Below are 23,386 nucleotides of genomic sequence, written 5' to 3' on the forward strand. Positions count from 1 at the left end.
GGATGCGGTTACTCTGTTAATGGATCCAAAGTCGATGGATGGTGCGAGTCGACGGCGTGACAGACTGCTCCACCACCGCGCGGCCCCCACCAGTCCCCGCCAGCCCCGAGAAGGGTGAGACCCACTCCGATGACGTCCCAGACCGACGAAGGCGCCCTCGTCGACGACATCGCCGCCCGCATCCGCACGCGGATCATGAACGGCGAGCTTCCCATCGGGAAACCGCTGCGCCAGGCGGCGCTGGCCGCCGAGTTCGGCGTCAGCCGTACCCCGGTGCGCGAGGCGCTGCGCCAGTTGCAGCACGGTGGGCTGATCGAGATGCAGCCGCACCGCGGCGCGGTGGTACGGGTGCCGGCGCCGTGGGAGGTGCGGCAGGCGTACGAGGTGCGCGCGGAACTGGAGGCCCTGGCCGCCCGGCGCGCCGCCGCCCGGATCACCGAGAGCCAGCTCGCCGAACTGCGCCGCCACAACGACGTGCTGCGCGCGGCGGCGGAGGGCGCCGCCACCCCGCCGGAGGGACCGCTCGCCACTACGGAGGCCAACGACTGCTTCCACACCGTGGTCTGCGCGGCGGCCGACAACCCCTGGCTCAGTCGCATGATCGACCGGATCAACGAGAGCTTCCCGCGCAACGTGTCCTCGCTGGCCCTGGCCGGCGACGAACGCCACCGGCAGCTGAACGTCCGTCAGCACGACGCCATCGTGGCCGCGTTGGCCGACCGGGACGAGGACCGGGCGCAGGAGTCGATGCGGGAGCACGTCATCAGCGCGGGCGAACACCTGACGGCCTGGTACGAACGACGTTCCCGGACGGTGTTCAGCGGCTGAGCCGCACCGGGGCGCCCCGGTGCCGGCCCTCACCGGGCACCACCGGGAGCCAGCCGCGCCGGGGACAGGAAGCCCAGGTCAGGACGCGGGAGTCCACACACCAGGTCGGCCAGGGCGGCACCGATCGCCGGACCGAACTTGAAGCCGTGCCCGGAACAGGCGGAGGCCACCAGGGCCTGCGGCACTCCGGGCACCTCACCGACCAGAAAGCGCCGGTCCGCGGTCATCGTGTACAGGCAGGTCAGGCTCTCGGTCACCGGGCCGGCGCCGGGCAGCACCCGCGCCACGGCGCCCGCGAGCAGGGCGAGTTCGGCCTCGGTCGCGGCGGGTCTGGCGGCCGCCGGGTCCCACGCCGGACCCGAGTCGAGCCCTGCCTTCAGGCCCCGGCCGTCGGCGGCCGGAAATCCGTACAGCAGCCCTTCCGGCAGGTCGACGGAGAAGCTCCCCAGCCCGCCGTGTCCCAATGGCCCGAAGGGGTCGGCGGCGAAGTAGGCGTTCACGATCCGAGTGACCGTCAGATGTACTGCGAGTGACGGGAGTTGCTGCGAAGTCCAGGGACCGGCGCACAGGACCAGCCGCCGGGCGTGGACCTCACCGGCCGCCGTGCGCACGACGACCCCGTCGGCGTCCGGATGCCATGCGGTGACCGGCGTGCGGTCGGCGATCCGGGCTCCCGCCCGTTCGGCGAGGGCGAGTTGGGCACGCAGGGTCTCCTGGGCGTCGATGATCCCGGCGGCCGGGTCGTGCACGGCCGTGAACCCCTCGGGCAGTCGCAGCCCGGGGAAGATCCGGCCCGCTTCCTCGGCGCCCACCTCCCGGCAGCCGGGGCCCCGCAGGGGATCGGGCCGGTCCTGCGGCGCGGCGTACAGACCGCCGGTGACCTCGATCAGCCGGGTCTTCGACGCCTCCTCCAACTCGGCCCAGGCACGGTAGGCGGTGTCGACCAGGCCGTCCCAGTCGGGGTGCGGGTAGGCGCGGCGGATCATCCGGGTTTCGCCGTGCGAGGAGCCCAGGTCGTGCCCGAGCGCGAACTGTTCGAGCCCCAGCGCGTCGAGCCCGCGCTCGGCCAGCTGCCGCAGCGCCGCACTGCCGTGCACACCGAGCCCGACCACCACGACATCGTGACGGCGCACGGCGGGGCGTCCCGCCGGAGCAACCACCGGGGAGTCCTGCGGTGCCGGTGCCTTTGACGGGGACGGTACGGACACCGACGGCCCGTTGCCGCGGGTGCCGGACGAGATCTCGGCCACGGCCTCGACCAGGGCGTCCAGGTCGCCGTCGTCGGTGTAGACGTGCACCGAGGCGCGTACCACCTTCGCGAGACCGCGCGGGTCCATGTCCCAGCGGCCGTGGTCGGCCGGGACGGCGATCAGGTGGACCCGGCGCAGGGCCAGTCGCCGCTGCACCTCGCCCGCGTCGAGGCCGTCCACGACGAAGGTGACGATGGCGCCGCCCGCCGCGGGCGGGTCGGTGACCCGTACGCCGGGGAGCGCGCCGAGGCGCGCACGCAGTGTCGCCGCGAGCGCGGCGAGATGCGCGAAGACGCCGCCGGGTCCGAGCGTGTGCAGGTCGGCCAGGGCCGAGCCGAGGCCGAGCCGCAGCGCGTGGGCGGCCTCCCACAGCTCGAACCGCCGTGCGTCCGGGGCCAGTTCCCAGCTCCGCTCGGCCGTCCAGCGGGCCCCGCGCACATCCGGGGCGTGTGGGGCGAGGGTGTCCAGCAGGGGGCGGCGCACGGCCAGCAGGCCGGTGCCGCGCGGGGCGCGCAGGAACTTGCGTCCGGTGCCGATCAGGAGATCGCAGCCGAGCGCGGCCATGTCGACCGGCAGCTGGCCCAGCGACTGGGTGGCGTCTAGGAGGAACGGCACCCCGTGGGCGGCGGCCAGCGTGCCGATCCCGGCGGCCGGTTCGACCAGCGCGGAGGAGGTCGGCACGTGCGCCGCGGTGACCAGGGCGGCCGGGCCGGCGCGCAGTGCCCGGTCCAGGGCCTCCAGATCCGTCGCCCCGTCGGGGCCGTTGGGCAGCACCTCGACGCGGACGCCGGTGTCGCGCTCGGCGGCCAGCAGGTGCAGGGCGCTGCTGACGTAGCTGGAGCGGGCGGCCAGCACCCGGTCGCCGGGCCGCAGCCGGAGCGCCGAGACGACGCGCTGCCAGCCCGCGGTGGCGCTCTCGACCAGTGCGACCTCGTCGGCGTCGACCCCGAGCAGGGTCGCGGTGTGCGCGTAGACGGCGGCCAGGTCGGCGGCGGCGAGTTTGGCGGCCTCGTAGCCGCCGTAAAGGCTTTCGGCGCGCAGGTGGGCGATGACCGCGTCGACCGTGTCGGTGGCCGGCAGGGCGGCGCCGGCGGCGTTGAAGTGGTGGCCGGTGGCGCAGCCGGGGGTGCGGGCCCGCTCGGCGGCCACGTCGAGGGCGGTGGTGGGGGTGGGCGAGGCGGCTGTCACGGGGGCGTTCACAGTGCGATCGTGATGCTCTTGAGCTCGGTGAACCCGTCGACGGCCGCGTCGCCGAGGTCCCGGCCCAGCCCGGACTGCTTGGTGCCGCCGAACGCCACGGCGGGGTCGAACTCGTTGTAGGTGTTCACCCACACGGTGCCCGCCTGGAGTTCCGCCGCCGCGCGGTGCGCGCGGCCGAGGTCGGTGGTCCACACGCCCGCCGCGAGCCCGTAGTCGCTGTCGTTGGCGAGGGCGATCGCCTCCTCCTCGGTGTCGAAGGGCAGGACGGCGGCGACCGGGCCGAAGATCTCCTCCCGGGCGATCCGCATGTCCGGCGTGACCTCGGTGAACACCGTGGGCCGCACGAACCAGCCGGGCCCGGGCAGCGGTTCGCCGCCCGTGGCCACCTGAGCGCCCTCGTCGCGGCCGAGTTCCAGGTAGCCGGTGACACGGTCGAACTGCTCCTGCGAGACGAGCGGGCCGATGTTGATCCCGCCGGTCAGACCGGGACCGATCCTGAGGGCCTCCACGGCCGGCAGCATCCGGTCGAGGAACTCCTTGAGCACCGAGCGCTGCACCAGCAGTCTGCTGCCCGCCGTACACATCTGCCCGGAGTGCCCGAACACCGCGCGTACGGCGGCCGGTACGGCGGCGTCCAGGTCGGCGTCGGCGAACACGATGTTGGCGGACTTGCCGCCCAGTTCGAGAGTGAGCCGTTTGACCGAGGGCGCCGCCGCGGCCATGATCAGCCGCCCTACATCGGTGGATCCCGTGAACGAGACCTTGGCGACCCCGGGGTGCGCGACCAGTTCCGCCCCGGTACGCCCGTCACCGGTCAGCACGTTGACGACGCCCTCGGGCACGCCCGCCTCCAGGCACAGCGCGGCCAGCCGCAGCGCGGTCAGCGGTGTCTGCTCGGCGGGCTTGACCACCACCGTGCAGCCCGCGGCCAGGGCCGGGGCGAGCTTCCAGGCGGCGATCATGAAGGGGAAGTTCCAGGGCAGTACGGCGGCCACCACGCCCACCGGCTCCCGCACGCTGTACACGTGCCGGCCGGGTCCGGCCGGGTGGACGGTGCCGGTCAGCCGGGTGGGTGTGCCCGCGAAGTGCCGGATCGCCTGGAGACCCAGTTCCACGTCGCCGCGGGCCCGTTCGACGGCCTTGCCGTTGTCCAGGGTGTCCAGGACCGCCAGTGCCTCGGCGTCCCGCTCCACCAGGTCCGCGAGCCGTAGCAGCACGTCCCGGCGCCGCCGGGGCGGCAGGTTCCGCCAACGCCCGTCGCGGTGTGCGGCGGCAGCGGCGGACACCGCGGCGTCCACGTCCGCGCCGCCTGCGCCGACCACGCTGGTCAGCCGGGTTCCGGTGGCCGGGTCGAGGACCTCGATCCGCCCCGTCGAGACCCCCGTGGTCCACTCGCCGCCGATGAGCATGGGCTCGCACTCCGGCAGCCGGGGCAGGGTGATGCTGGGGTCCAAGGTGTTCTCCTCGTGGTTCGTTCCGCCGCCCGGCCGTGTCCCGGCCCACAGGGGACTGGGCGGCTGGGCAGAGGCAGGCGGATCGGTGGCTGTAGGGCGGTCGCCCGGGGCCGGGCTGGATCGCTGTGCCGGGCTGGGCCAGGAGGCAGGTCGGGACTGCCGGGCCGGCGCGCCGGGCGGGACCGGAAGTCAGGCGGGATCGCCGGGCCGGTGTGCCGCGTCGGGCCAGGTTTCGCGTACGGCGGCCGAGACCGCGCGGGCGGTGGTGAGCACACAGCGGTCGAACTCCGCGCGCCCATGGGCCGCGTTCGCCTCGGTGACGTCCCTGCCCCACACCCCGGTCTCGCTGACCTGGTCCATGCGGTAGTCCCAGAAGGAGTCCACGTCGACGTGCGAGGTGGCCCGCTCCATCCGCACCAGGTCGGGGGCGAGGTGCAGCATCACCGACGTCTCGAAGAAGTTGGCGTGCATCAACGCGCGGCCGTAGGTGACATGGCCGTCGACCTCGGGCCCCGGGTACATGGTCACATACCCCAACGCCCGTACCCGGGCGTCTCGATGACGCACCCTCAGCTTCTCGGCGGACACGTCGAGCGCGCCGTTGTTCCAGATGTGGCCGTTCAGCAGGACGAACTGCCGTACCCCGCTCTCGTACAGCGAGTCGATCACGTCCTCCACGACGGCGATCAGGGTCTCGGGGCGCAGCGCCACGGTGCCGGCGAAGCCACCGTGCGAGGCGGACACCCCGAAGCTCAGCGGGGGCAGCACCGGTACGCCCGTCAGCGCGGACACGCCCAGGGCGACCGCCTCGCAGATCAGGGTGTCCACGGCGAGCGGCAGATGCGGGCCGTGCTGTTCGGTGGCACCGACCGGGATGATGACCGCGTCCCGTCCGGCGACGGCGGTCTCGGCCTCCGGCCAGGTCAGTTCCTCCCACGGCAACGGCGTACCGGTGCCGCCGAGTTGGGCCGCGAGCGCGGGTACGTCGAGCCCGGTGGGCACGCGCAGGCCGTGCGGCCCCGTGATGACGGACGACATGACTCTCCTTTCCTCAGGGGGACTTGGGGGCGCTCACCAGCGGCGCCGGCTCTTCTCCGGCAGCAGGTCCAGGGCACGCACGGGCACCGGCCGGTCGTCGTCCACGGTCGTGATCCACACGACGGTGTCCGGGCCGTAGTCGCTGATGAGTTCGCGGCACACCCCGCACGGCGCGATGATCCGGAACCGGCCCGCGGGCTTGATCTGCACCGACACCACCGACGTGACCGCGAGCGGCGCACCGGGTGCGAGCGCGCCCCGCGCGGTGCCCAGGGCGACGCCCTCCGCGCAGATCGAACTGCGCCGGCAGGAGCCCTCGACATGGACGCCGGTGTGGATCCGGCCGTCCGCGGTACGCAGCGCGGTGGCCACCTCGTGCCGGTCCGCCTGCCACACACGTGACAGCAACGCCTGTGCCACAGTGAGGAGTTCGGCGTCGTCGGCGCTCATCTCCGGCGGGACGGCGACGGGGGCGGTGCTCATGCTTCCAGCCCCAGCAGACGGGCCATGTTGCCGCCCTCGATCAGCGCCCGGTCCTTCTCGTCCTCGACCGCCTTGGCGATCTTCATGCGCTCCAGGTCGAAGTCGGAGCCCGGCCACTCGCTGCCCATCAGGATCTGCCGGGGCCCGAGCCGGGCGTAGGCCCGCTTCACGTCGCTCATCAGCGTCGCGGACGTCTCCAGATAGACGTGCGGCTGCCGTTCGGCCACGATGATGGCTTCGGGTACGTTCCACACGGCGCCCATGTGCGCGATGACCGTCGGCACCGCGGGGTGGTCGCGGGCGATCTCCTCGATGGCGAGCGGCGCGCAGAAGGCGTCGTCGAGCGCGTTGACCAGGACCATCAGTCCGCGTCTGGCGCAGGCCTCGAACACCGGGTCCAGCAGGCCGTGGTCGGCGACATGGTAGCCGTGCAGGCTCGGGTGCAGTTTCAGGCCGACCAGGCCGGCGTCGGCGATCCGGTCGATCTCCTCGATCGCGTCGTCCGCCTGCGGCAGCACCTGGCCGAAGCCGAAGAACCGGTCCGGGTGAGCGGCCACGAGCGAGGCGATGAAGTCGTTCTCGATGCGCTGGGCGAGCGAGCACACCATCGCCATGTCCACCCCGGCGGCGTCCATCCGGTCGAGGATCCGGCGCGGCTCAAAGGGCTTGTACGGCGGGGGCGCCTCGCCCTTGCGGGCTCCGGTGAGGTAGTCGGAGCGACCGCGCACGTCCTGGGTGGTGTTGTAGGCGTCGATGATCAATGCGGCTCCTCGGTGGCGGTGGCGGTGTCGAGCGGCAGGTGACAGCGCACGCTGCGGCCGGGGGCTATCTCGCGCAGTTCCGGGTGCGCGGTGCGGCACAGGTCGGTGGCGAAGGGACAGCGGGTGCGGAACAGGCACCCCGCGGGCGGATCGGCCGGGTCGGGCAACTCGCCCTGCAGCGGCTGCCGTTCACGCGGCGGGCCGGGCCGCAGCTCGGGCACGCTGGCCAGCAGGGCGCTGCTGTAGGGGTGTGCGGGGCCGGCGAAGAAGGTGTCCCGGGAGGCGATCTCGATGATCTCGCCGAGGTACATCACGGCGACCCGGTCGGCGATGTGCCGTACGACGCCGAGGTCGTGGGAGATGAACAGCATCGTCAGGCCGCGGTCGCGCACCAGGTCGGACAGCAGGTTCAGCACCTGCGCCTGGATCGACACGTCCAGCGCGGAGACCGCCTCGTCCGCGACCACGAACCGCGGCGAGGAGGCGAGGGCCCGCGCGATGCCGATGCGCTGGCGCTGACCGCCGGAGAACTCGTGCGGCCTGCGCCCGCCCGCGTCGGCTCCGAGCCCGACGAGGTCGAGGAGTTCGGTCACGGCGCGGTCCGCCTCGGCGCGGCTCGCGCCCCGGGACCGCAGCAGTGGCTCGGCGACGATGTCGGCGACCGTGCGGCGCGGGTTGAGCGAGCCGAAGGGGTCCTGGAACACCATCTGGAGTTCGGCCCTGGTCCGTTTCAGCCGCCGTCCCCGCAGCCGGGTGAGGTCGGTGCCCTGGAAGTCGATCCGGCCCGCCGAGGGCTCCACGACCCGCAGCAGCGCCCGCCCGAGTGTGGACTTGCCGCACCCCGACTCGCCGACCAGGCCCAGCGTCTCGCCCGGGGCGATGTCCAGGTCGACGTCCCGCAGCGCCCGCACCCGGCCGCCCGCCCTGCCGGGGTACTCGACCCGCAGTCCCCGCGCGCTCAGCATCGCGTCGCTCATACGCCCGCTCCCGCCGCCCGGGCCCGCACCCGGGCCTCGCGCGGCAGCACACAGGCGTCCAGGTGGGCGGTGCCGCCGAATCGCCGCCGCAGTGCCGGGCGTTCCGCACAGCCGTCGTCGGCGAAGGCGCACCGGGGCCGGAAGCCGCAGCCCGAGGGCCGTTCCACCCCGCTCGGCGGGCTGCCCGGGATCGCCGGGAGCCGCTCGGGTATGGGCCCGTCCAGCGGGGGCACCGAGCCGAGCAGGCCCATCGTGTACGGGTGCTGGGGGTCGAACAGGACCTCGTCGCGGGTGCCCTGTTCCACGATCCGGCCCGCGTACATCACCGCCACCCGGTCGGCGACCTCGGCGACCACGCCGAGGTCGTGGGTGATCAGCAGCACGGACGTGCCGTGTTCGCGCTGCACCCGCTTCAGCAGCGTCAGCACCTGCGCCTGGATGGTGACGTCCAGTGCGGTGGTCGGCTCGTCGGCGATCAGCACCGCCGGGTCGTTGGCCAGCCCCATCGCGATCATCACGCGCTGCCGCATGCCGCCGGAGAGCTGGTGCGGGTAGGCGCGCGCGGCCCGTGCCGGGCCCGCGATCCCGACCTCGCCGAGCAGTTCCACCGCACGGGCGGCCGCGGTGGCGCGCTCCACGTCGGCGTGGGCGCGGATGGTCTCCGCGACCTGGGCGCCCGCCCGGTGCAGCGGGTTGAGTGCGGCGAGCGCGTCCTGGAAGACGACCGCCACGTCCTTGCCGCGCACGCGGCGCAGCTCCCGCTCGGAGGCCCCCACCAGTTCGCGGCCCCGGAAGGACACGGATCCGGTGATGTGGGTGCGGGGGCCGCGGTTGAGGCCGACCAGGCTCATCGACAGCGCCGACTTGCCCGACCCCGACTCGCCGACCAGCGCGAGGATCTCGCCCTTGCGCAACGTCAGGTCCACCCCGTCCACGGCGGGCAGCCGGCCCGTGGGGACGTCGAACCGCACGCGCAGGCCGCGGACTTCGAGCACCGCCTCGGGCGCGGTCATCCGGCACCGCCCACGGCCTGCGCGGCCCGGTGGATCAGCTCGGCGACCCGCTCGGGCCACACCAGCGTGGTGTAGTGGCTGCCCGGCACGTGCTCGACGGTGGCCTTCATCCGTTCGGCCATGAAGTTCTGGATCTCCGGGCGCAGGGTGCGGTCGTCGTCGGCGACCAGGTACCAGCTGGGCAGGGCGCGCCAGGCCGGGACCCCGGTCGCCTGGGTGAAGATCAGGTTCTCGGCCTTGCGTCCCTCCGCCTCGACGATCTCGCGCTGCTCGGCCGACAGGTCGGGGCCGATCTCCGCCCAGAACTCCGGGCCGGGCTCGGACTTCCACTCGCCGTTCGGGCCGCGCCGCATGTACTTGGAGATCTCCGCGGGCTCGTAGCGCTCGACGATCCCGTTGACGGTCTCGCCCTCGTCCGGCCCGAACGCGGCGATGTACACGAGTCCGCCGACCCGTGGGTCGCGCCCCACGTTCGTGATGACGGCGCCGCCGTAGGAGTGGCCCGCGAGCAGTACCGGGCCGCTCGTCCGCGCCAGCACCGCCGAGGTCTCGGCGATGTCGTCCGCCAGGGAGGTCATCGGATTGGTGACCGTGAACAGCCGGTGCCCGCGGGCGGTGAGCAGTGGCCGCACCGCCGACCAGGTGGTGGGCCGTCCGCCGGCACCGTGGACCAGCACGATGTCCATGGGGATCATCCTTTGCGCAGACGTGGGTCGAGGACCGTGTACAGCAGGTCGACCGCGTGGTTGACGAGGGTGAACAGCAGCGCGATCGCGAGCGCCGCGCCCTGCACGACCGGGTAGTCGCGCTGGAGCACGCCCTGCACCAGCAGGCGCCCGACACCCGGGTAGGAGAAGACGGTCTCGGTGACGACCGACCCGCCCAGCAGGGAGCCGAACTGGAGCCCCAGGACGGTGACGATCGGCAGCCAGGCGTTGCGCAGGACGTGCCGGCGTACCACCGCGCCCTCCCCGAGGCCCTTCATCCGGGCGGTGCGCACGAAGTCGTCGCCGAGGACCTCCAGGACGGAGGCTCGCACGATCCGGGTGATGAAGCCGGCCATCGACAGCGCGAGGGTCACCGCGGGCAGGATCAGGTGCTGGATCCACGGCCACACCAGCTCGGGCCGGTCCTGGAGGATCGCGTCAAGCGGCACGAAGCCGGTCGTCGGGGTGTAGTCGAGGGTGCTGGGCAGCCGTCCCAGCACCGGCAGCCAGCGCAGCCACACGCCGAACACCACGATGGACAGCACGCCGAGCGCGAACCAGGGCAGCGAGAAGCTGACGGTGGCGACGGCCCGGGTCGTGGTGTCGATCCAGGTTCCCCTGCGCAGCGCCGCGACCACGCCCGTGACGACGCCGAGCAGTACCGCGACCGTCATCGCCGCGAGGGTGAGTTCCACGGTCGCGGGCAGCGCGTCGCCGAGCAGGCCGAGGACGCTGTTGGAGCCGAAGAACGAGGTGCCCAGCCGCAGATGGACCAGGTCGTCGAGGAAGTGCCCGTACTGCGTGAGCAGCGGCTGGTCCAGGCCGAGGGCCTTGGTGACGCGTTCCTCGTTGGCGCTGAACTGCGCGGCGGAGGCCGTGTTGCCGCCCGCGGCGAGGGAGGTCGCCGGGGAGCCCGGCAGCAGCCGTATCGCCACGAACACCAGGGTGGCCAGCGCGAAGAGCACGACGGGGATCGCGGCGAGCCGGCGCAGGAACATCCCGGTGGCGCCGGACAGCCAGGCGGCGGGCCGGGCGGGCCGGGGCAGTCGCGCTCGCACGGCGGCGCCCGCGCTCATGCGGTCTCCCTCGGGTCGAGGGCGTCACGCAGGTCGTCGCCGACGAAGTTGCAGGCCACGACGAACAGCAGGGTGAGCGTCGCGGGCAGCACCACCAGCCGGGGCGCCGTGTACAGGAACTCCTGCCCGGCCTGCACCATGTAGCCCCAGTCCGGCTGCGGCGGCTGGATCCCCAGGCCCAGATAGGACAGGCCCGCCGCGAACCCGGCGGCGACCGACAGCGTCATGACGACCTGGGCGAGCAGCGGCCCGCCGATGTTCGGCAGCACCTCGCGGACCATGATGCGCGGCGCGCCGGTGCCGCCGAGGCGGCAGGCGACGACGTAGTCCTTGGCGGCCTCACGCGCCGTCAGGGCCCGGGCCAGCCGGGCCAGTCCGGGCGCGAGGGAGATGCCGATGCCGAGGATCAGACTGACCGTGCCCGGTCCGGCGGCCGCCACCAGCAGGATCACCAGCAGGATGGACGGGAAGGCGAGCGCCAGGTCGACCAGCCGCATCAGCACCAGCTCCACCGGCCCGCCCGCGTACCCGGCGACCAGCCCGACCAGCGTCCCGAGGCCGGCCGCGAGCGCGGTGGCCGTGAAGGACACCAGCAGCAGCGGCCGGGCGCCGTGCACCAGCCGGGCCAGCTCGTCCCGGCCCAGGTCGTCGGTGCCCAGCGGATGCCCCGGGGAACCGGGCGCGAGCAGTGCCGACGAGGTCTGCCGCAGGGGGTCGGCCTGGACGAGCAGCGGGCCCAGCAGGGCGACCAGCACGAGGACGGTCAGCAGCAGCCACGACAGCAGCGCGGGCCAGGACCGGGCCAGGGTACGGCGGCGCGGCGCGCGCAGAAACCGTCCGCGGACGGCACCGGACGGCGACGCCGGCGGGGAGGCCGCGGGCACGGCCGCCGCGCCCTCGGCCGCTACGGCGTCCACCGCGGCCCCGGTCTCAGACACTGGCCTTCTCCATGTAACAGCGGTGGTTGGCCAGTGCGTCGGTGTTCATGCCCTTCACGGCCGAGCCGCTGACGACCAGGTTGCTGAAGCAGGCCAGCATCGACAGGACCATGTACTCCTCGGCCCATCTGCGCTGGATCTTGGTGTAGGCGGCGGTGCGCTTCTTGGTGTCGGTGAGGTTCTTGGCGGTGTAGAGGTCCTCGGCGAGGGAGGCGGCGCCCTTCAGGGTGTCCATGCCGGAGATCTTGGAGCCGTAGATGCTGGTGGGGCTCGCCATCGCGCCGACCATGTCGTCGGGGTCCGGGACGTAGGTGTTGCGTTCCCAGATCATCAGGTCGTGGTAGTCGTCGCTCCCGTCGAGGAGCCGGCCGAAGTAGGTGGCCGGATCCACGGAGGTGGTGGCGACCTTGAAGCCGACGTCGGTGAGGTTCTGGGCGATGATCTGGGCGGCCTTGGGGTGCCAGGAGTCGCTGGCCGCCATGAGCCGGATGGTGCGCCCCTTCGCCCCGGCCTCCTCGACCAGCCGTTTGGCCTGCGCGGTGTCCTGGGTGCTGAGGTCGGCGAGCGCGGTGTCGTAACCGCTCTGGGCGGGCGGGATGGCGTAGCCCCTGGGCTCGGCGCCGATGCCGTAGAACGCCTGCTGGAGGATGGCCTTGCGGTTGACGGCCAGGTTGATGGCCTTGCGCACCTTCAGCTCGGGGATCCGGCGGGCGTCGATCAGCATGATGGCGTCGGCGTTGTGCGGGGTGTCGTACACCTTCACCGCGCTGTCCTTGCGCAGTTGGGAGACGGCGGAGTAAGGGGCGAACTGGGTCGCGGAGACATCGCCGCTGAGCAGCGAGCTGACGATGGTGGACGGGTCCTGGACCTGGCGCAGCACCAGCCGGTCGATGGGCGGCTTGCCCAGCCGGAAGCCGTCGAACGCCTTGAGCGTGATGGCCTGCCCCGAGGTGGCGGCGGAGAACGCGAACGGCCCGGTGCCCACGAGGTGCTTGCCGATGTCGGCGCCGTACTTGTCCAGCGCGGCCTTGGAGATGATCCGGCCGCCGATGTCGGAGAGCTTGCCGAGGACCGTCCGGTCGGGCTTCTTGAGGACCATCTTCACGGTCATGTCGTCGGGCGCGGTGAGCGAGGCGACGTTGGCGCCCATGCTCGCCAGCGGCCGGGTCGCGCCCTTGGGAAGCGTCTTGTCCTCGGGATCGAACTGGCGGCCGAGGCTGGCGAGCACGTCGGCCGAGGTGAGCGTGGTGCCGTCGTGGAACTTGACGCCCTTGCGCAAGGTGAATGTATAGGTCATCTTGTCATCGGACACGGTCCACTTCTCCGCCAGATCCGGGGTGGGCTCGTTGGTCTCGAAGGAGATGAACGTCAGGCCGCGGCAGATGCAGTCGACGGCCATCCAGTCGCCCAAGGACGTGTAGAAGGCCGGGTCGTTGACGGCGCTGGTGGCGTCGATGGCCAGGGTGAGCGTGCCGCCGCTCTTGTCGCCGCCGTCCGCGTCGTCGGCGGCGGCGCCGCAGGCGGTGAGCAAGGCGGGCAGCCCGAACCCGACGCCCACCCCGAGCAGGCCTGCGCCCCGGAGCATCGTCCGGCGCGAGACGTCCGGCGCGGCGATCGCCGAGACCGGTACGGAGGCGGTCGAGGGCGATCCAGATGAGTGGTCCGGCATGGGGCCTCCTCGGGCACCGATCCTGAGAATGGATGAAATCTGCGCTTGATTGGATCCAAAAACATGCTCAGTGGCTCCCGATTCCCTCTTGTGTCGCATGAGTTAAAGGCGCGTGAATCGCATCCGCGGTCGCGCCGCGATGGCACGACGGCACCCCCCGGCCGGGCAGGACCGGAGGTCAGGCCCTGCACTCGCGGCCCGGCCCGTCAGCCGTTCAGCCCTTCCCCAGCGGAAACAGGGCCCGGACCGTCCAGCCACCCGCCGCCCTCGGCCCCGCGTCCAACGTGCCGCCGAGGGCGGTGACGCGTTCCGTGAGGCCGACCAGGCCGAAGCCCCCACCGTGCGCCGCGTCCGGGAGCCGGGCGGAGCCGTGCCCGTCGTCGGACACGGTCACCTCCAGCCGGTCCCCGGCCCGGTAGAGGGTCACGGCGATGTCGGTGGCGTCGCCGGCGTGGCGCCGCACGTTCGTCAGGGCCTCCTGTACGACACGGAAGGCGGCCGCCTGCACCTCGTGCGGCACCTCGGTGTCGAGGCCGGGGGCGCGGTCGAGGGTGACCTTCTGGCCGGGGGCGGGGAAGCCGTCGGTGAGTTCGGTGATGGCGGCCAGGTCGCCGACCGGGCGGCGGTCGGGCTCCGGGCCGGTGTCCCGCAGCACGCCGACCGTGCGCCGCATGGAGGCGAGGGCCTCGGTGGCCGCCCGTTCGATGCCCGCCAGCACCGGGTCCAGTTCCCCCGAGCCGGTGGCCGCCATCAGCCGGGCCACCTGCGTCTGGACGAGTATCCCGGTGACATGGTGGGCGACGAAGTCGTGCAGGTCGGCCGCGATGGCCAGCCGCTCCGCCCGGCGCGTCTCGCCGACCGCGACCGTCCGCCGGTAGTCCAGCGAGCGCAGGTAGCTCGCGAGCCCGGCGGTGAGGCCGACCAGGACGAGCCCGATGGCGACGAAGGCCAGCGCGTTGTCGTCGGACAGCGAACCGGCGTAGCGGACCGGTGTCGCCAGCAGCGCGAGCGCGTCCAGCAGACCGCAGGCCACCACCCAGCGCGGCGAGCAGTGCCGCACCGCGATGAACAGCAGGCAGAGCAGGACCATGACCTCGCCCGGGCCGAACAGGTACCGGGCGCCGGACACCAGCGAACCGACCGTCAGCAGGGCGGACAGCGCGCCGGGGACGGCGGCGCGCAGTTCGGGGGTGAGCCACGGCGGACGGCGGGCGGCCGGCCAGAGCACCGCGGTGAGACCGGTGAGCAGGACCAGGGCGACCGGCCAGACACTGTGCCCCGCCGCACCCGTGTCCAGCACGTCGACGACCGCGGCCGCGACCAGCACGCCGACGCCGAAACCTCGCAGGCAGCCATGGGGAGAGACGGACTTCATGCCGATCACGGTAGACACCTGCGCCCTCGCACCGGATCGGCCGAACGGCCGAGGCGGCCGCGCCGGACGATGGCCGGACGGCCGAGGCGGGCGCCCGGGCCCGCGGGCGAGGGTGATGGCACGACACACCGGTCTCTCCCCCACGGCCTCAGGAGTACGCCATGCAGCGCAACAAGTTCGTCATCGGAGCCATCGGCGGTGCCACCGCCGTCATCGCCGTCGGGGCCCTCGGCACCCACCTTCTCGCCAACCCCGAGTCGACCACCCGACTGGACGCCTTCAGCACGGTCACCCTCGACGGTCACAAGGCGCTGGCCGCGAACATCGTCGCAGGGCGTACCGAGAGCAGGTACCACCCGCTCCCCTGGGTCGGCGACAAGATCACCGGCGTCACCTGCCCGACGGGGCTCAAGGCGGTGGCCGGGGCGACGGTGACCTGCACGGGAAAGAAGACGGACGGTTCCGCGGTCCGTATCCCGGTCCGTGTCGTCAAGGCCACGGACTCGTCCGTGACCTGGAAGTTCGAGCGCTGAGCGGAGGCCCGGGACAATGACCGAGGTTCTGGCCGGGCACGGCCTCGTGAAGAAGTTCGGCGCCACCACCGCCCTCGCGGGCGTCGACGTGGCGGTCGGCGAGCGCGACTCGCTGGCGATCATGGGCCCGTCGGGGTCCGGCAAGTCCACCCTGCTGCACACCCTGGCGGGCATCATCCGCCCGGACGACGGTCAGGTGCTGCTGCGGGGCGAGCGCATCGACAAGCTCGGCGAGAACAGGCTCAGCGCACTGCGCAGGACCCGGTTCGGGTTCGTGTTCCAGTCCGGGCAGCTGCTGCCCGAGCTGCCGGCCGAGGAGAACGTGGCGCTGCCGCTGATGCTGGAGGGTGTGCCGCGCCGCCGGGCGGTGCAGCGGGCCCGGCGCTGGTTCGCGCCGCTCGGCCTGGCCGGGCTGGAGCAGCGGCGGCCCGGCCAGCTCTCCGGCGGCCAGGCCCAACGGGTCGCCATCGCAAGGGCGTTGGCCGTCGAACCCGACGTCGTCTTCGCCGACGAGCCCACGGGCGCCCTCGACCAGACCACCGGCATGGAGGTCGTACGGCTGCTCACCTCGGTCACCCGTGAACAGGGCGCGGCCCTGGTGATGGTGACCCACGACGCGGACGTCGCCGCCCACTGCGACCGGATCCTGCACGTCCGGGACGGCCGGGTCAGCACCTACAGCCAGTACACGGTCACCTGAGCGAAGCCACGACGACCTGCACGAAACCGTCGAAGATCCCGCAACCGTAGAAGTCCGCCCCGCCCGCAAAGGCTGTCCTGTCATGCGTTCCCCCGTCCTGCCCCTGACCTGGCATCTCGCCAGGTGCTCCGGCCGCCGCGGCCTGCAGAGCCAGTTGCTCGCGGCCGGCGCCGCCGCCGTCGGCTCCCTCGTCCTGCTGATCCTGCTCGCCGCCTACCTCGGTGCCGGCGCCCGCGCCGACCGCACCGCCTGGCGCACCCCCGCCCCCGACCGGCACGGCACCGCCGTCCAGGCCCTCGCCACCACCTACGTCCGCGACGACCCGGTCACCGTCGTCTCCCTCGCCCAGCTCCCGCACCACGCGCGGACTCCCGCCCCGCCGGGCCTGTCCGCCTTCCCGAAGCCCGGAGAGACGTTCGTCTCCCCCGCGCTCGCCGAGCGCCTGCGCACCCTGCCCGCCGCCCAACTCGCCGCCCGCTTCCCGAAAGTGACCGGCACCATCGGCGCGGCCGGACTCGCCTCACCGGACGAACTGCTCGCGGTGATCGGCCGCTCCCCCGCAGACCCGGCAGTCGCCAAGTCGGCGGCCGGCACCGGCATCTGGGACGAGGGACTGACCGCCCGAGCAGTGATCTCCGGCTACTCGGCTACCCAGCGGAGCCTGTTCACCTCCAGCGACCAGACCGCCGTACTCCTCGGCATCGGCCTCCTCGCGGTCCCGGTGGCCGTACTCGCCTCGGCGGCCGGGCGGTTGGGGGCGGCCCGGCGCGAACAGCGGCTGGCGGCACTGCGGCTGGCGGGGGCGACCCCGCGCCAGATCCTCGCCATGACCGCCGCCGAGTCGGCTGCGGTGGGCGCGGTCGGCGCCGTGACGGGCGCGCTGGCGTACGGCGCTCTGCTACCGATGCTGGCCGAAGTGCCGTACGGGATCGGGAGTTGGTACGCCGGTCAGCTCTGGGTCGGGCTGCCCCTGCTGCCGGCCGTGGTCCTGGCCGTGACCGGGCTGATCACGGTGAGCGCGCTGTCGATGCTCCGGCAGGTGGCCGGATCGCCGCTGGGGGTGGCCCAGCAGGCGAGCCCGCGCCGCACCCGTCTGATCCGCCTGCTGCTGTTCGTGGCGGTGCTGGTGTTCATCAAGACCAGCGCCCGCGGCAGCGATCTCACCCCGGCCCGGATCGTCGGCTTCATCGTGCTGTTCTACGGCGCGTTCTGGATGTTCGGGCCGTGGGTCGTGGACCGGCTGGGCCGGGTCGCCAGCCGGTTCGCCCGGCGCCCGGCCACCCTGCTGGCCGGGCGCAGGCTCAGCGACGACCCGCGCGGGGCGTGGCGGACGGTCAGCGGGCTGGTCCTGGCCGGGTTCGTGGCCGGCTTCTTCACCGTCGGCAACCTCGCGATCATCGGCTCCGGCTTCCGCGGCGACGAGGTGGCCGTCCCCACCGCGCACGGCACGGTCGCCGAGGCCCGGACCCTGCTGAGCGACGCGGGGGTCACGGCCGAGGTCCGGACAGGCGACGACGACTTCCTGCTCGGCGGGCAGCGGGGCCTGGTCGCCCGGGTCACCGGCGGTCCCGGACATGTCGACCGGGCACTCACCGCACTCCAGCCCCTCGGCCACGGCCGGCTCCCCTACGGCAAGGCCTATGCCGACGCGCAGAACATCACCGTCTCGAACCGGCTCGCCCAGCTCGCCACCGCCACCCTCGCCGTGAGCTTCCTCGTCGCGACGGCCTCGGCGGGCCTGACCGCCGCCGCGAACGTACTGGACCGGCGGCGGGTGTACGGGCTGCTGCGGCTTTCGGGCACCCCGCTGAAAGTGCTCGACCGGGCCCGGCTGCGGGAGACGGTCCTGCCGCTCCTGGTCCTGGCCGGCGGCACGACCGCGACGGGCGTGTACGCCGCCTACCAGCTGAACAAGGCCGGCGGCGGCACGATCAGCACCTCGGGGGCGATCCAGCTCGCCGTCTGCGTCGCACTGGGCGCGCTGGCCATGTTCGCCGCGATCGGCGCGAGCCGCCCCCTGCTGCGCAAGGTGACGGCGGACCCGACCCGGACGGCGGACTGAGAGATCAGAGATCATCGAGTCATGACCGCCCCAGTCTCCGGTTCCGCCCCGCCCATCCGGGTCCTCATCGCCGACGACCAGGCCATGGTCCGTACCGGCTTCCGGTTCTTCCTGGACGCCCAGCCCGACATGACGGTCGTCGCCGAGGCCGCCGACGGCGAGGAAGCGGTGGCCCTGGCCCGCAGGCTGCGCCCGGACGTGTGCCTGCTGGACATCCGGATGCCCAGGCTGGACGGCCTGGAGGCGACCCGGCTGCTGGCCGGGCCGGACGTGCCCGACCCGCTGCGGGTGGTCGTGGTCACCACCTTCGACCTCGACGAATACGTCTACGGCGCGCTGCGCGGCGGTGCCTGCGGGTTCCTCCTCAAGGACTCCGGGCCCACCCTCCTCGCGGAGGCCGTCCGCGCCGCCGCGGCCGGCGACTCGCTGGTCTCCCCCTCGGTGACCGTCCGCCTGCTCAGGCACCTCACCGAGCAGCCGGCTCCCGCCCCGACGCCGGTCCGGGAGCCGCACAGCGAACCGCGCACCGAACCGCACGCCGAACCGCTCACCGACCGCGAGCTGGACGTGGTCCGGCTCGTCGCCGTCGGCCGCACCAACGCCGAGATCGCCGCCGAGCTGTACGTCTCCCTCTCCACGGTCAAGACACACCTGTCCAGCGTCCAGCTCAAACTCTCGGCCCGGAACCGGGTCGAGATCGCCGCTTGGGCCTGGCGCAACGGGCATACCTGAGCGGGCGGCCACTCCCCCAACAGCACGAGCGCCTCCTGTGTCCCCCATCCGATCCACCACCGTGATCCAATCGGCCCGGCGGACATCCCGCCCGGCGCGGCAGGCACCCGAGTCCGTACCGCGCGGACCGGGCTCAAGTGAGCCCGGGGCATGCCGGCTCCCCTGCGGCCGCCACAGCTTGCGCGGGCGCCGCGGTCACCCCCTGCCTCCGGGTCATCCCCACACCCACCAGTACCACCGCCATCCCCAGCACCACCCGGACGCTCAGGTCCTCGCCCAGCACGACCGCCCCCAGCAGCACGGACACCACCGGCAGCAGGTAGCCGACCACGGCGGCGTTGGTCGCGCCCTCGTCGTTGATGATCCGGTAGGTGAGGTGGAAGGTGGCCGCGGTGCAGAACACGCTGAGGACGACGGCCGCGACGAGGACCGTCGGACCGGGGTCGATCGCGTCCAGACCGCCGACCGGCACCGCGAGGGCGGTCAGCCCGCTCGCGGCGACGAGCTGGGCGGCGGAGAGCGAGATCGTGGGCGTGCCCCTGCGGACGAGGGTGCGGCCCATGTACGTGAACGCGACGGCGTAGCTGGCGGCGGCGCCCAGGATCGCGAGGGCACCCCAACTGGTGGCCCCGCTCGTCCGCCACGGGGCGAAGATGACGACCGTGCCGGTGAAGCCGAGCAGCAGCCCCGCCAGCCGTACGGGCCGCAGCCCGCGCTCCGAGCCGAGGGCGAGGCCGAGGATGATCGACCACAGCGGGGTCGTGGCGTTCAGGACGCCCGCGAGCCCGGAGCCGACGGTCTGCTGGCCCACGCTGAACAACGCGAACGGCAGGGCGTTGCAGAAGAAGGCGGCGACGACGATGTGCCGCCAGACGGCGATGCACGTCGGCAGCCGGTGCCCCGTCGCATAACAGGCGACGACGAGGACGAGCGCGCCGAGGGCACAGCGCACGAACGTGACCTGGAGCGGGGAGAGCCCGCGCAGCGCCAGCTCGATCCAGAGGAAGGTCGAACCCCACAGCAGGGCGAGCACGGCCACCCGCACGCCGCCCCACAGGGCCCGCGTGCCACTGGTGTCGGTCATGGCGTTTCCCCATTCTCGTTGCTACGACGGGTGGTTGTCCCGTCCTGGGCCTGCGACTCCCACGACGGTGCCTCAACCAATCGTTGAGAACAAGCAAACGCTTCTACCCATACCGTTAAGCTGTACTACATGCTTGATGTCAGGCGACTGCAGGTCCTGCGCGCGGTGGTCACCAGCGGCACGGTCACCGCGGCCGCGGCCCACCTCGGCTACACCCCGTCCGCCGTCAGCCAGCAGGTGGCGGCGCTGGAGAAGCAGGCCGGTACGGCGCTGCTGGAGCGGGTCGGACGCGGGGTCCGCCCCACGGCGGCCGGGCTGCTGCTCACGGAGCACGCGGCGCTGATCAGCGCGGCGGTCGCCCAGGCGGAGACAGCGCTCGCCGACCTCCGCGCGGGGCGCATCGGCCGGCTGTCGGTCCGCTACTTCGCCACGGCCGGCTCCACCCTGATGGCACCGGCCCTGGCCAGACTCCGCGCCGAGCACCCCGGCGTCCGCGTCGACCTCGAACTCACCGACCCGGAGGACCCGTTCCAGGAGGTGGCACGAGGCCGGGCCGACCTGGCCGTGGTCGTCGCGCCCCAGGACCGCACGGGCGACGGCTTCCGGCTCGTCCACCTCCTTAACGACCCGTACGCGGCCGTACTGCCCCTCGGCCATCCGCTCGCCGACAAGGAGACGATCGACCTGCACGAGCTGTCCGGTGAGCAGTGGGTGGGCAGCGAGCCCCCCGGTCCCTGCCTTCAGCCCGTCCTCGACTCCTGTGCGGCCGCCGGATTCAGCCCCGACTTCGTCATCCAGAGCGAGGACTACGCCACCGCGCAGGGCTTCGTCGCGGCCGGCCTCGGCGTCGGTCTGATGCCGCGGCTCGGACTGCGCGACCAGCACCCCGGTGTCGTCCTACGCCCGGTCCGCAACCCCGAGCCAGTCCGGGTGATCTCGGCGGCCGCCCGGGAGACCGCCCTCGAACAGCCCGCCCTGCGCAGCCTGCTGGACGCGCTGCGGGACGCGGCCGTCACCGCATAGCGCAGTGGCAGGCGTCAGGCGTCGAAGCGGCGGCGGGCGGTCTCGATGTGACCGAAGTAGGTGTGGGTCCAGTCGCACATTCCGTCGACGGTTGCGCGCAGGCCCTGGCCCGGTTCGGTGAGGGTGTATTCCACCCGGGGTGGCACCGTGGGGTGGACGGTGCGCTCGACCAGGCCGTTGCGCTCCAGCATGCGCAGGTTCTGGGTGAGCATCTTGTGGCTGATGCCCTCGATCTCGTTCCGCAGTTCGCTGAAGCGCAGGGTGCGCTCACCGAGGGTCTCGATGATCAGGAACGCCCACTTGTTGGCAACGTCGGAGAAGATCTCCCGCGCCAGGGAATCCGCGCGCCTGAGGTCCGCTTCGTCGGGTGAGCCCCTGAACTGCTTGGTCACCATCAGGTTCCCCAGTCACTGAAAAGTGCGTTCTTCCACGTCAGCGCTCACTCTCCTACGGTTTCCGAGTAACCACAAGAGAGTGAGAGCGCCCTGATCGCGTGGACGCGAACCCGCGGGCACTCATGACAAGGAGACAGACAGCATGGCTATCACCCTGATGAACCCCAGCGGATTGCCCAAGATCGATGTCTACCGGCAGGTGTCGATCGCATCCGGGTCGAAGCTGGTCTTCATCGCCGGGCAGGTCGCCTGGGACGCCGACGGAGTCACCATGGGCGAAGGCGACCTCGCCGCCCAGGTCGAGCAGTGCTACCTCAACATCGGCACCGCCCTGGCCGAGGCCGGGGGCTCTTTCGGCGACGTTGCGAAACTGACCTTCTACGTCGTCGACTGGACCCCCGACAAGATGCCCCCGCTCCTGGAGGGCGTATCCCGGGCGGCCGCGAAGTTGGGAGTCACCCCGGTCCCGCCCACCACCCTGATAGGCGTCGCGGCACTGGACATCCCCGCCCATCTGGTCGAGATCGAGGCCACCGCAATCCTCGACTGAACAGACGCCCCGTGCCCACCGAGCACGCAGTGACCAACCGCGTTGCTCAGCAGCACGGAGCGTCGGGTCTACGACGCCGGCAGGGCCGTGTGCTCGGCTTTCTGCAGCCAGTCGGTATACCAGCGGGCGAACGTCACCGGCGTACCGTCCTCGCCGAGGAGCGGGGCGAGGTCGACGTCGTCCACCCGGCAGTCGGACCAGATCGTGCCGCGGTGGCTGCCGCTGACGATCAGCCACTCCCGCTGGGCGCAGCCCAGGTGGGAGATCACGATCGCGCCGTCGGTGCGCTCCGGGGCGAACATGGCTGCTTCCCACCGTTCGTCCCACGCCTCCATGGCGTCGTCGAAGTCCTCGATGTCGTCGAAGTCCTCCTCCTCGGGACACTGGGCAAGGAGTTCCCGCAGCACCTTCGGGTCCGGACCCTGGTCGGGAAACGGCTCGGCAAGCCTCGACAGGTCGACCATCTCCGCGCCGTCGCCTTCCCAACGCCAGCGGCCCTGCACACGTCGAACGGGGAACAGGCCGTACGCGGGACCAGCACCACCTGCACCCACGTGAAGCAGGAAGGCCCGGTACTCCTCCGGCAGCCGCACGCCCAGCTGCCCCTCGAGTTCGGCGAGTTCACCCCGGGTGAGCGGCTCCTCCACAACCCACCTGTGCCCCAACGCCCCGAACACCTCGCCACCCGCAGGCCCCACAGCCAGCGCCCCGACCCGCTGCCGTACACCCACCCACTGCTGATCAGTCATGACCCCACACCGTACGTGCCACTACTGACATCCCGGGCGCCAGGCCCACCACCACCGCCACAGCAGTTGCGCTGCTGACCTTCCGCCACGACCGTCGCGCGGCTCTCCGTTGGTGCGGGAGGCATCCAACTGCCTGCCCGATGCGGCGTCGCCGTGATCCCTGCATGGCTGCGATGAAGCCCGCCAACGCTGACGTTGACGGGCCTGAGCGACAGACAGGTGCGCTCGTTTACGGGGCGGTGACCACGTCCACGTTGGTGACCTTGGCGCAGATGGCGTATGCCCTGAGCTTGCCGGGGGTGTTGGGGTCCATGTTGGTGGCGAAGGCCCACCACTGCTGGTTGCCGTTCGGGAAGCTGGAGACCAGCTTGTAGTTCTGGGTGTAGGAGTTACCGGATGTCACATTGGCCCCGCCGCCTGTGAGCGTTTCCCCGGCGGGGCAGGTGGCGGTGGCCGCGGCGTTGCCGGCAAAGCTGCCGGTGGCCGGGGGAATGGTGACCTCGGCTCCTTGCACGATGTGCAGATCCGAGTCGGCCTGCGCCAGCCCGGCCGTTCCGAACACCATCGCTACGGCCGCGGCGGCCACGAGAGACTTCTTGAGCACAGAGTTCTGCTTTCGCTTGTTCCGATGGACAGTTCGCGCCTCATACGTGAACTTGCCAGAGGAATATCAGGACAATCGGCAGAAATCGGCTCGCCCCGCGAGAGGGATCAACCGTTCGTCGTAGATGTATTCGATGAGCCGGCCGCAGTGTCGTTGCGGGATGCAGGATGCGGGATGCGGGGAGC

The 23,386-nt window shown here is 72.4% G+C and carries 23 protein-coding genes; 7 read left to right on the top strand and 16 right to left on the bottom strand.

All coding sequences use genetic code 11. The annotated features are described in order from the left end of the window. Nucleotides 1–129: 129 nt before the first annotated feature. Nucleotides 130–828, top strand: a complete 699-nt coding sequence (locus ACGFZS_RS44620) for a GntR family transcriptional regulator (RefSeq protein ID WP_393799976.1) — start codon at nt 130–132, stop codon at nt 826–828. A gap of 29 nt (nt 829–857) precedes the next feature. Here the strand turns inward: ACGFZS_RS44620 and solA are convergent, their stop codons facing one another. From solA to ACGFZS_RS44680, 12 genes are all read right to left on the bottom strand, one after another. After that, nucleotides 858–3,278 carry an N-methyl-L-tryptophan oxidase gene (gene solA / locus ACGFZS_RS44625; RefSeq protein ID WP_393799977.1) on the bottom strand — a complete coding sequence of 807 codons (2,421 nt, stop codon included), beginning with the start codon at nt 3,276–3,278 and terminating at the stop codon, nt 858–860. Continuing rightward, nucleotides 3,275–4,732: an aldehyde dehydrogenase family protein gene (locus ACGFZS_RS44630; protein WP_393799978.1), complete on the bottom strand. Its 1,458-nt coding sequence runs from the start codon at nt 4,730–4,732 to the stop codon at nt 3,275–3,277. The genes solA and ACGFZS_RS44630 overlap by 4 nt, the downstream gene beginning before the upstream one ends. 189 nt (nt 4,733–4,921) lie before the next feature. Continuing rightward, complete coding sequence (locus ACGFZS_RS44635; RefSeq protein WP_393799979.1) at nt 4,922–5,770, bottom strand: creatininase family protein; 849 nt, start codon at nt 5,768–5,770, stop codon at nt 4,922–4,924. A gap of 33 nt (nt 5,771–5,803) precedes the next feature. Beyond that, nucleotides 5,804–6,253 (bottom strand): cytidine deaminase, encoded by a 450-nt coding sequence (locus tag ACGFZS_RS44640; protein ID WP_393665345.1) that lies wholly within the window; start codon nt 6,251–6,253, stop codon nt 5,804–5,806. Then, nucleotides 6,250–7,014 (bottom strand): amidohydrolase family protein, encoded by a 765-nt coding sequence (locus ACGFZS_RS44645; protein ID WP_393799980.1) that lies wholly within the window; start codon nt 7,012–7,014, stop codon nt 6,250–6,252. Before ACGFZS_RS44645 ends, ACGFZS_RS44640 begins: the two co-directional genes overlap by 4 nt. Then, nucleotides 7,011–7,991, bottom strand: a complete 981-nt coding sequence (locus ACGFZS_RS44650) for an ABC transporter ATP-binding protein (RefSeq protein WP_393799981.1) — start codon at nt 7,989–7,991, stop codon at nt 7,011–7,013. The genes ACGFZS_RS44645 and ACGFZS_RS44650 overlap by 4 nt, the downstream gene beginning before the upstream one ends. Next, nucleotides 7,988–9,004 carry an ABC transporter ATP-binding protein gene (locus ACGFZS_RS44655; protein ID WP_393799982.1) on the bottom strand — a complete coding sequence of 339 codons (1,017 nt, stop codon included), beginning with the start codon at nt 9,002–9,004 and terminating at the stop codon, nt 7,988–7,990. The genes ACGFZS_RS44650 and ACGFZS_RS44655 overlap by 4 nt, the downstream gene beginning before the upstream one ends. Continuing rightward, a complete protein-coding gene (locus ACGFZS_RS44660) occupies nt 9,001–9,690 on the bottom strand; it encodes an alpha/beta hydrolase (RefSeq protein WP_393799983.1) in 690 nt (229 codons plus the stop codon). The genes ACGFZS_RS44655 and ACGFZS_RS44660 overlap by 4 nt, the downstream gene beginning before the upstream one ends. A 5-nt stretch (nt 9,691–9,695) precedes the next feature. Beyond that, nucleotides 9,696–10,787, bottom strand: a complete 1,092-nt coding sequence (locus ACGFZS_RS44665; protein ID WP_393799984.1) for an ABC transporter permease — start codon at nt 10,785–10,787, stop codon at nt 9,696–9,698. Next, nucleotides 10,784–11,725 carry an ABC transporter permease gene (locus ACGFZS_RS44670; protein ID WP_393799985.1) on the bottom strand — a complete coding sequence of 314 codons (942 nt, stop codon included), beginning with the start codon at nt 11,723–11,725 and terminating at the stop codon, nt 10,784–10,786. Before ACGFZS_RS44670 ends, ACGFZS_RS44665 begins: the two co-directional genes overlap by 4 nt. Then, nucleotides 11,718–13,394: an ABC transporter substrate-binding protein gene (locus ACGFZS_RS44675; RefSeq protein WP_393799986.1), complete on the bottom strand. Its 1,677-nt coding sequence runs from the start codon at nt 13,392–13,394 to the stop codon at nt 11,718–11,720. The genes ACGFZS_RS44670 and ACGFZS_RS44675 overlap by 8 nt, the downstream gene beginning before the upstream one ends. Nucleotides 13,395–13,608: 214 nt before the next feature. Continuing rightward, the gene (locus ACGFZS_RS44680) at nt 13,609–14,769 is read right to left on the bottom strand and encodes a sensor histidine kinase (protein WP_393799987.1); all 1,161 of its coding nucleotides are present in this window, start codon (nt 14,767–14,769) and stop codon (nt 13,609–13,611) included. 161 nt (nt 14,770–14,930) lie between these two features. Between ACGFZS_RS44680 and ACGFZS_RS44685 the strand changes: the two genes are divergently transcribed. From ACGFZS_RS44685 to ACGFZS_RS44700, 4 genes are all read left to right on the top strand, one after another. Continuing rightward, nucleotides 14,931–15,302 carry a DUF4333 domain-containing protein gene (locus ACGFZS_RS44685; RefSeq protein ID WP_393799988.1) on the top strand — a complete coding sequence of 124 codons (372 nt, stop codon included), beginning with the start codon at nt 14,931–14,933 and terminating at the stop codon, nt 15,300–15,302. 16 nt (nt 15,303–15,318) lie between these two features. After that, on the top strand, nt 15,319–16,002 hold the full coding sequence (locus tag ACGFZS_RS44690; RefSeq protein WP_393799989.1) for an ABC transporter ATP-binding protein: 684 nt from the start codon (nt 15,319–15,321) through the stop codon (nt 16,000–16,002). 82 nt (nt 16,003–16,084) lie between these two features. Continuing rightward, complete coding sequence (locus tag ACGFZS_RS44695; RefSeq protein ID WP_393799990.1) at nt 16,085–18,064, top strand: FtsX-like permease family protein; 1,980 nt, start codon at nt 16,085–16,087, stop codon at nt 18,062–18,064. A gap of 21 nt (nt 18,065–18,085) precedes the next feature. Continuing rightward, nucleotides 18,086–18,796, top strand: a complete 711-nt coding sequence (locus tag ACGFZS_RS44700) for a response regulator (RefSeq protein WP_393799991.1) — start codon at nt 18,086–18,088, stop codon at nt 18,794–18,796. A 133-nt stretch (nt 18,797–18,929) separates the two neighbouring features. Here ACGFZS_RS44700 and ACGFZS_RS44705 read toward each other — a convergent pair whose 3' ends face one another. Further along, nucleotides 18,930–19,880: a DMT family transporter gene (locus tag ACGFZS_RS44705; protein ID WP_393799992.1), complete on the bottom strand. Its 951-nt coding sequence runs from the start codon at nt 19,878–19,880 to the stop codon at nt 18,930–18,932. 129 nt (nt 19,881–20,009) lie between these two features. Here ACGFZS_RS44705 and ACGFZS_RS44710 point away from each other — a divergent pair, with 129 nt between their 5' ends. Continuing rightward, the gene (locus tag ACGFZS_RS44710) at nt 20,010–20,903 is read left to right on the top strand and encodes a LysR family transcriptional regulator (RefSeq protein ID WP_393799993.1); all 894 of its coding nucleotides are present in this window, start codon (nt 20,010–20,012) and stop codon (nt 20,901–20,903) included. 14 nt (nt 20,904–20,917) lie between these two features. Here the strand turns inward: ACGFZS_RS44710 and ACGFZS_RS44715 are convergent, their stop codons facing one another. Beyond that, nucleotides 20,918–21,298: a winged helix-turn-helix transcriptional regulator gene (locus ACGFZS_RS44715; RefSeq protein WP_393799994.1), complete on the bottom strand. Its 381-nt coding sequence runs from the start codon at nt 21,296–21,298 to the stop codon at nt 20,918–20,920. A gap of 142 nt (nt 21,299–21,440) precedes the next feature. Between ACGFZS_RS44715 and ACGFZS_RS44720 the strand changes: the two genes are divergently transcribed. Beyond that, a complete protein-coding gene (locus ACGFZS_RS44720; protein WP_393799995.1) occupies nt 21,441–21,848 on the top strand; it encodes a RidA family protein in 408 nt (135 codons plus the stop codon). 68 nt (nt 21,849–21,916) lie between these two features. On the opposite strand, the gene ACGFZS_RS44725 is transcribed toward ACGFZS_RS44720, so the two are convergent. Further along, nucleotides 21,917–22,597: an SMI1/KNR4 family protein gene (locus ACGFZS_RS44725; RefSeq protein WP_393799996.1), complete on the bottom strand. Its 681-nt coding sequence runs from the start codon at nt 22,595–22,597 to the stop codon at nt 21,917–21,919. Between the two features lie 229 nt (nt 22,598–22,826). Next, nucleotides 22,827–23,201, bottom strand: coding sequence for a hypothetical protein (locus tag ACGFZS_RS44730; RefSeq protein ID WP_365677944.1), 375 nt, complete (start codon nt 23,199–23,201; stop codon nt 22,827–22,829). Between the last annotated feature and the right edge of the window lie 185 nt (nt 23,202–23,386).

The organism is Streptomyces sp. NPDC048288 (assembly GCF_043201555.1).
Taxonomy (GTDB): Bacteria; Actinomycetota; Actinomycetes; order Streptomycetales; family Streptomycetaceae; genus Streptomyces.

What these genes read in the sequence shown, in the direction of transcription:
- ACGFZS_RS44620 (WP_393799976.1), top strand. Translation starts at nt 130, where the DNA reads ATGACGTCCCAGACCGACGAAGGCGCCCTCGTCGACGACATCGCCGCC.
- ACGFZS_RS44635 (WP_393799979.1), bottom strand. Translation starts at nt 5,770, where the DNA reads ATGTCGTCCGTCATCACGGGGCCGCACGGCCTGCGCGTGCCCACCGGG.
- ACGFZS_RS44640 (WP_393665345.1), bottom strand. Translation starts at nt 6,253, where the DNA reads ATGAGCACCGCCCCCGTCGCCGTCCCGCCGGAGATGAGCGCCGACGAC.
- ACGFZS_RS44650 (WP_393799981.1), bottom strand. Translation starts at nt 7,991, where the DNA reads ATGAGCGACGCGATGCTGAGCGCGCGGGGACTGCGGGTCGAGTACCCC.
- ACGFZS_RS44655 (WP_393799982.1), bottom strand. Translation starts at nt 9,004, where the DNA reads ATGACCGCGCCCGAGGCGGTGCTCGAAGTCCGCGGCCTGCGCGTGCGG.
- ACGFZS_RS44660 (WP_393799983.1), bottom strand. Translation starts at nt 9,690, where the DNA reads ATGGACATCGTGCTGGTCCACGGTGCCGGCGGACGGCCCACCACCTGG.
- ACGFZS_RS44665 (WP_393799984.1), bottom strand. Translation starts at nt 10,787, where the DNA reads ATGAGCGCGGGCGCCGCCGTGCGAGCGCGACTGCCCCGGCCCGCCCGG.
- ACGFZS_RS44675 (WP_393799986.1), bottom strand. Translation starts at nt 13,394, where the DNA reads ATGCCGGACCACTCATCTGGATCGCCCTCGACCGCCTCCGTACCGGTC.
- ACGFZS_RS44680 (WP_393799987.1), bottom strand. Translation starts at nt 14,769, where the DNA reads ATGAAGTCCGTCTCTCCCCATGGCTGCCTGCGAGGTTTCGGCGTCGGC.
- ACGFZS_RS44685 (WP_393799988.1), top strand. Translation starts at nt 14,931, where the DNA reads ATGCAGCGCAACAAGTTCGTCATCGGAGCCATCGGCGGTGCCACCGCC.
- ACGFZS_RS44690 (WP_393799989.1), top strand. Translation starts at nt 15,319, where the DNA reads ATGACCGAGGTTCTGGCCGGGCACGGCCTCGTGAAGAAGTTCGGCGCC.
- ACGFZS_RS44695 (WP_393799990.1), top strand. Translation starts at nt 16,085, where the DNA reads ATGCGTTCCCCCGTCCTGCCCCTGACCTGGCATCTCGCCAGGTGCTCC.
- ACGFZS_RS44700 (WP_393799991.1), top strand. Translation starts at nt 18,086, where the DNA reads ATGACCGCCCCAGTCTCCGGTTCCGCCCCGCCCATCCGGGTCCTCATC.
- ACGFZS_RS44705 (WP_393799992.1), bottom strand. Translation starts at nt 19,880, where the DNA reads ATGACCGACACCAGTGGCACGCGGGCCCTGTGGGGCGGCGTGCGGGTG.
- ACGFZS_RS44710 (WP_393799993.1), top strand. Translation starts at nt 20,010, where the DNA reads ATGCTTGATGTCAGGCGACTGCAGGTCCTGCGCGCGGTGGTCACCAGC.
- ACGFZS_RS44715 (WP_393799994.1), bottom strand. Translation starts at nt 21,298, where the DNA reads ATGGTGACCAAGCAGTTCAGGGGCTCACCCGACGAAGCGGACCTCAGG.
- ACGFZS_RS44720 (WP_393799995.1), top strand. Translation starts at nt 21,441, where the DNA reads ATGGCTATCACCCTGATGAACCCCAGCGGATTGCCCAAGATCGATGTC.
- ACGFZS_RS44725 (WP_393799996.1), bottom strand. Translation starts at nt 22,597, where the DNA reads ATGACTGATCAGCAGTGGGTGGGTGTACGGCAGCGGGTCGGGGCGCTG.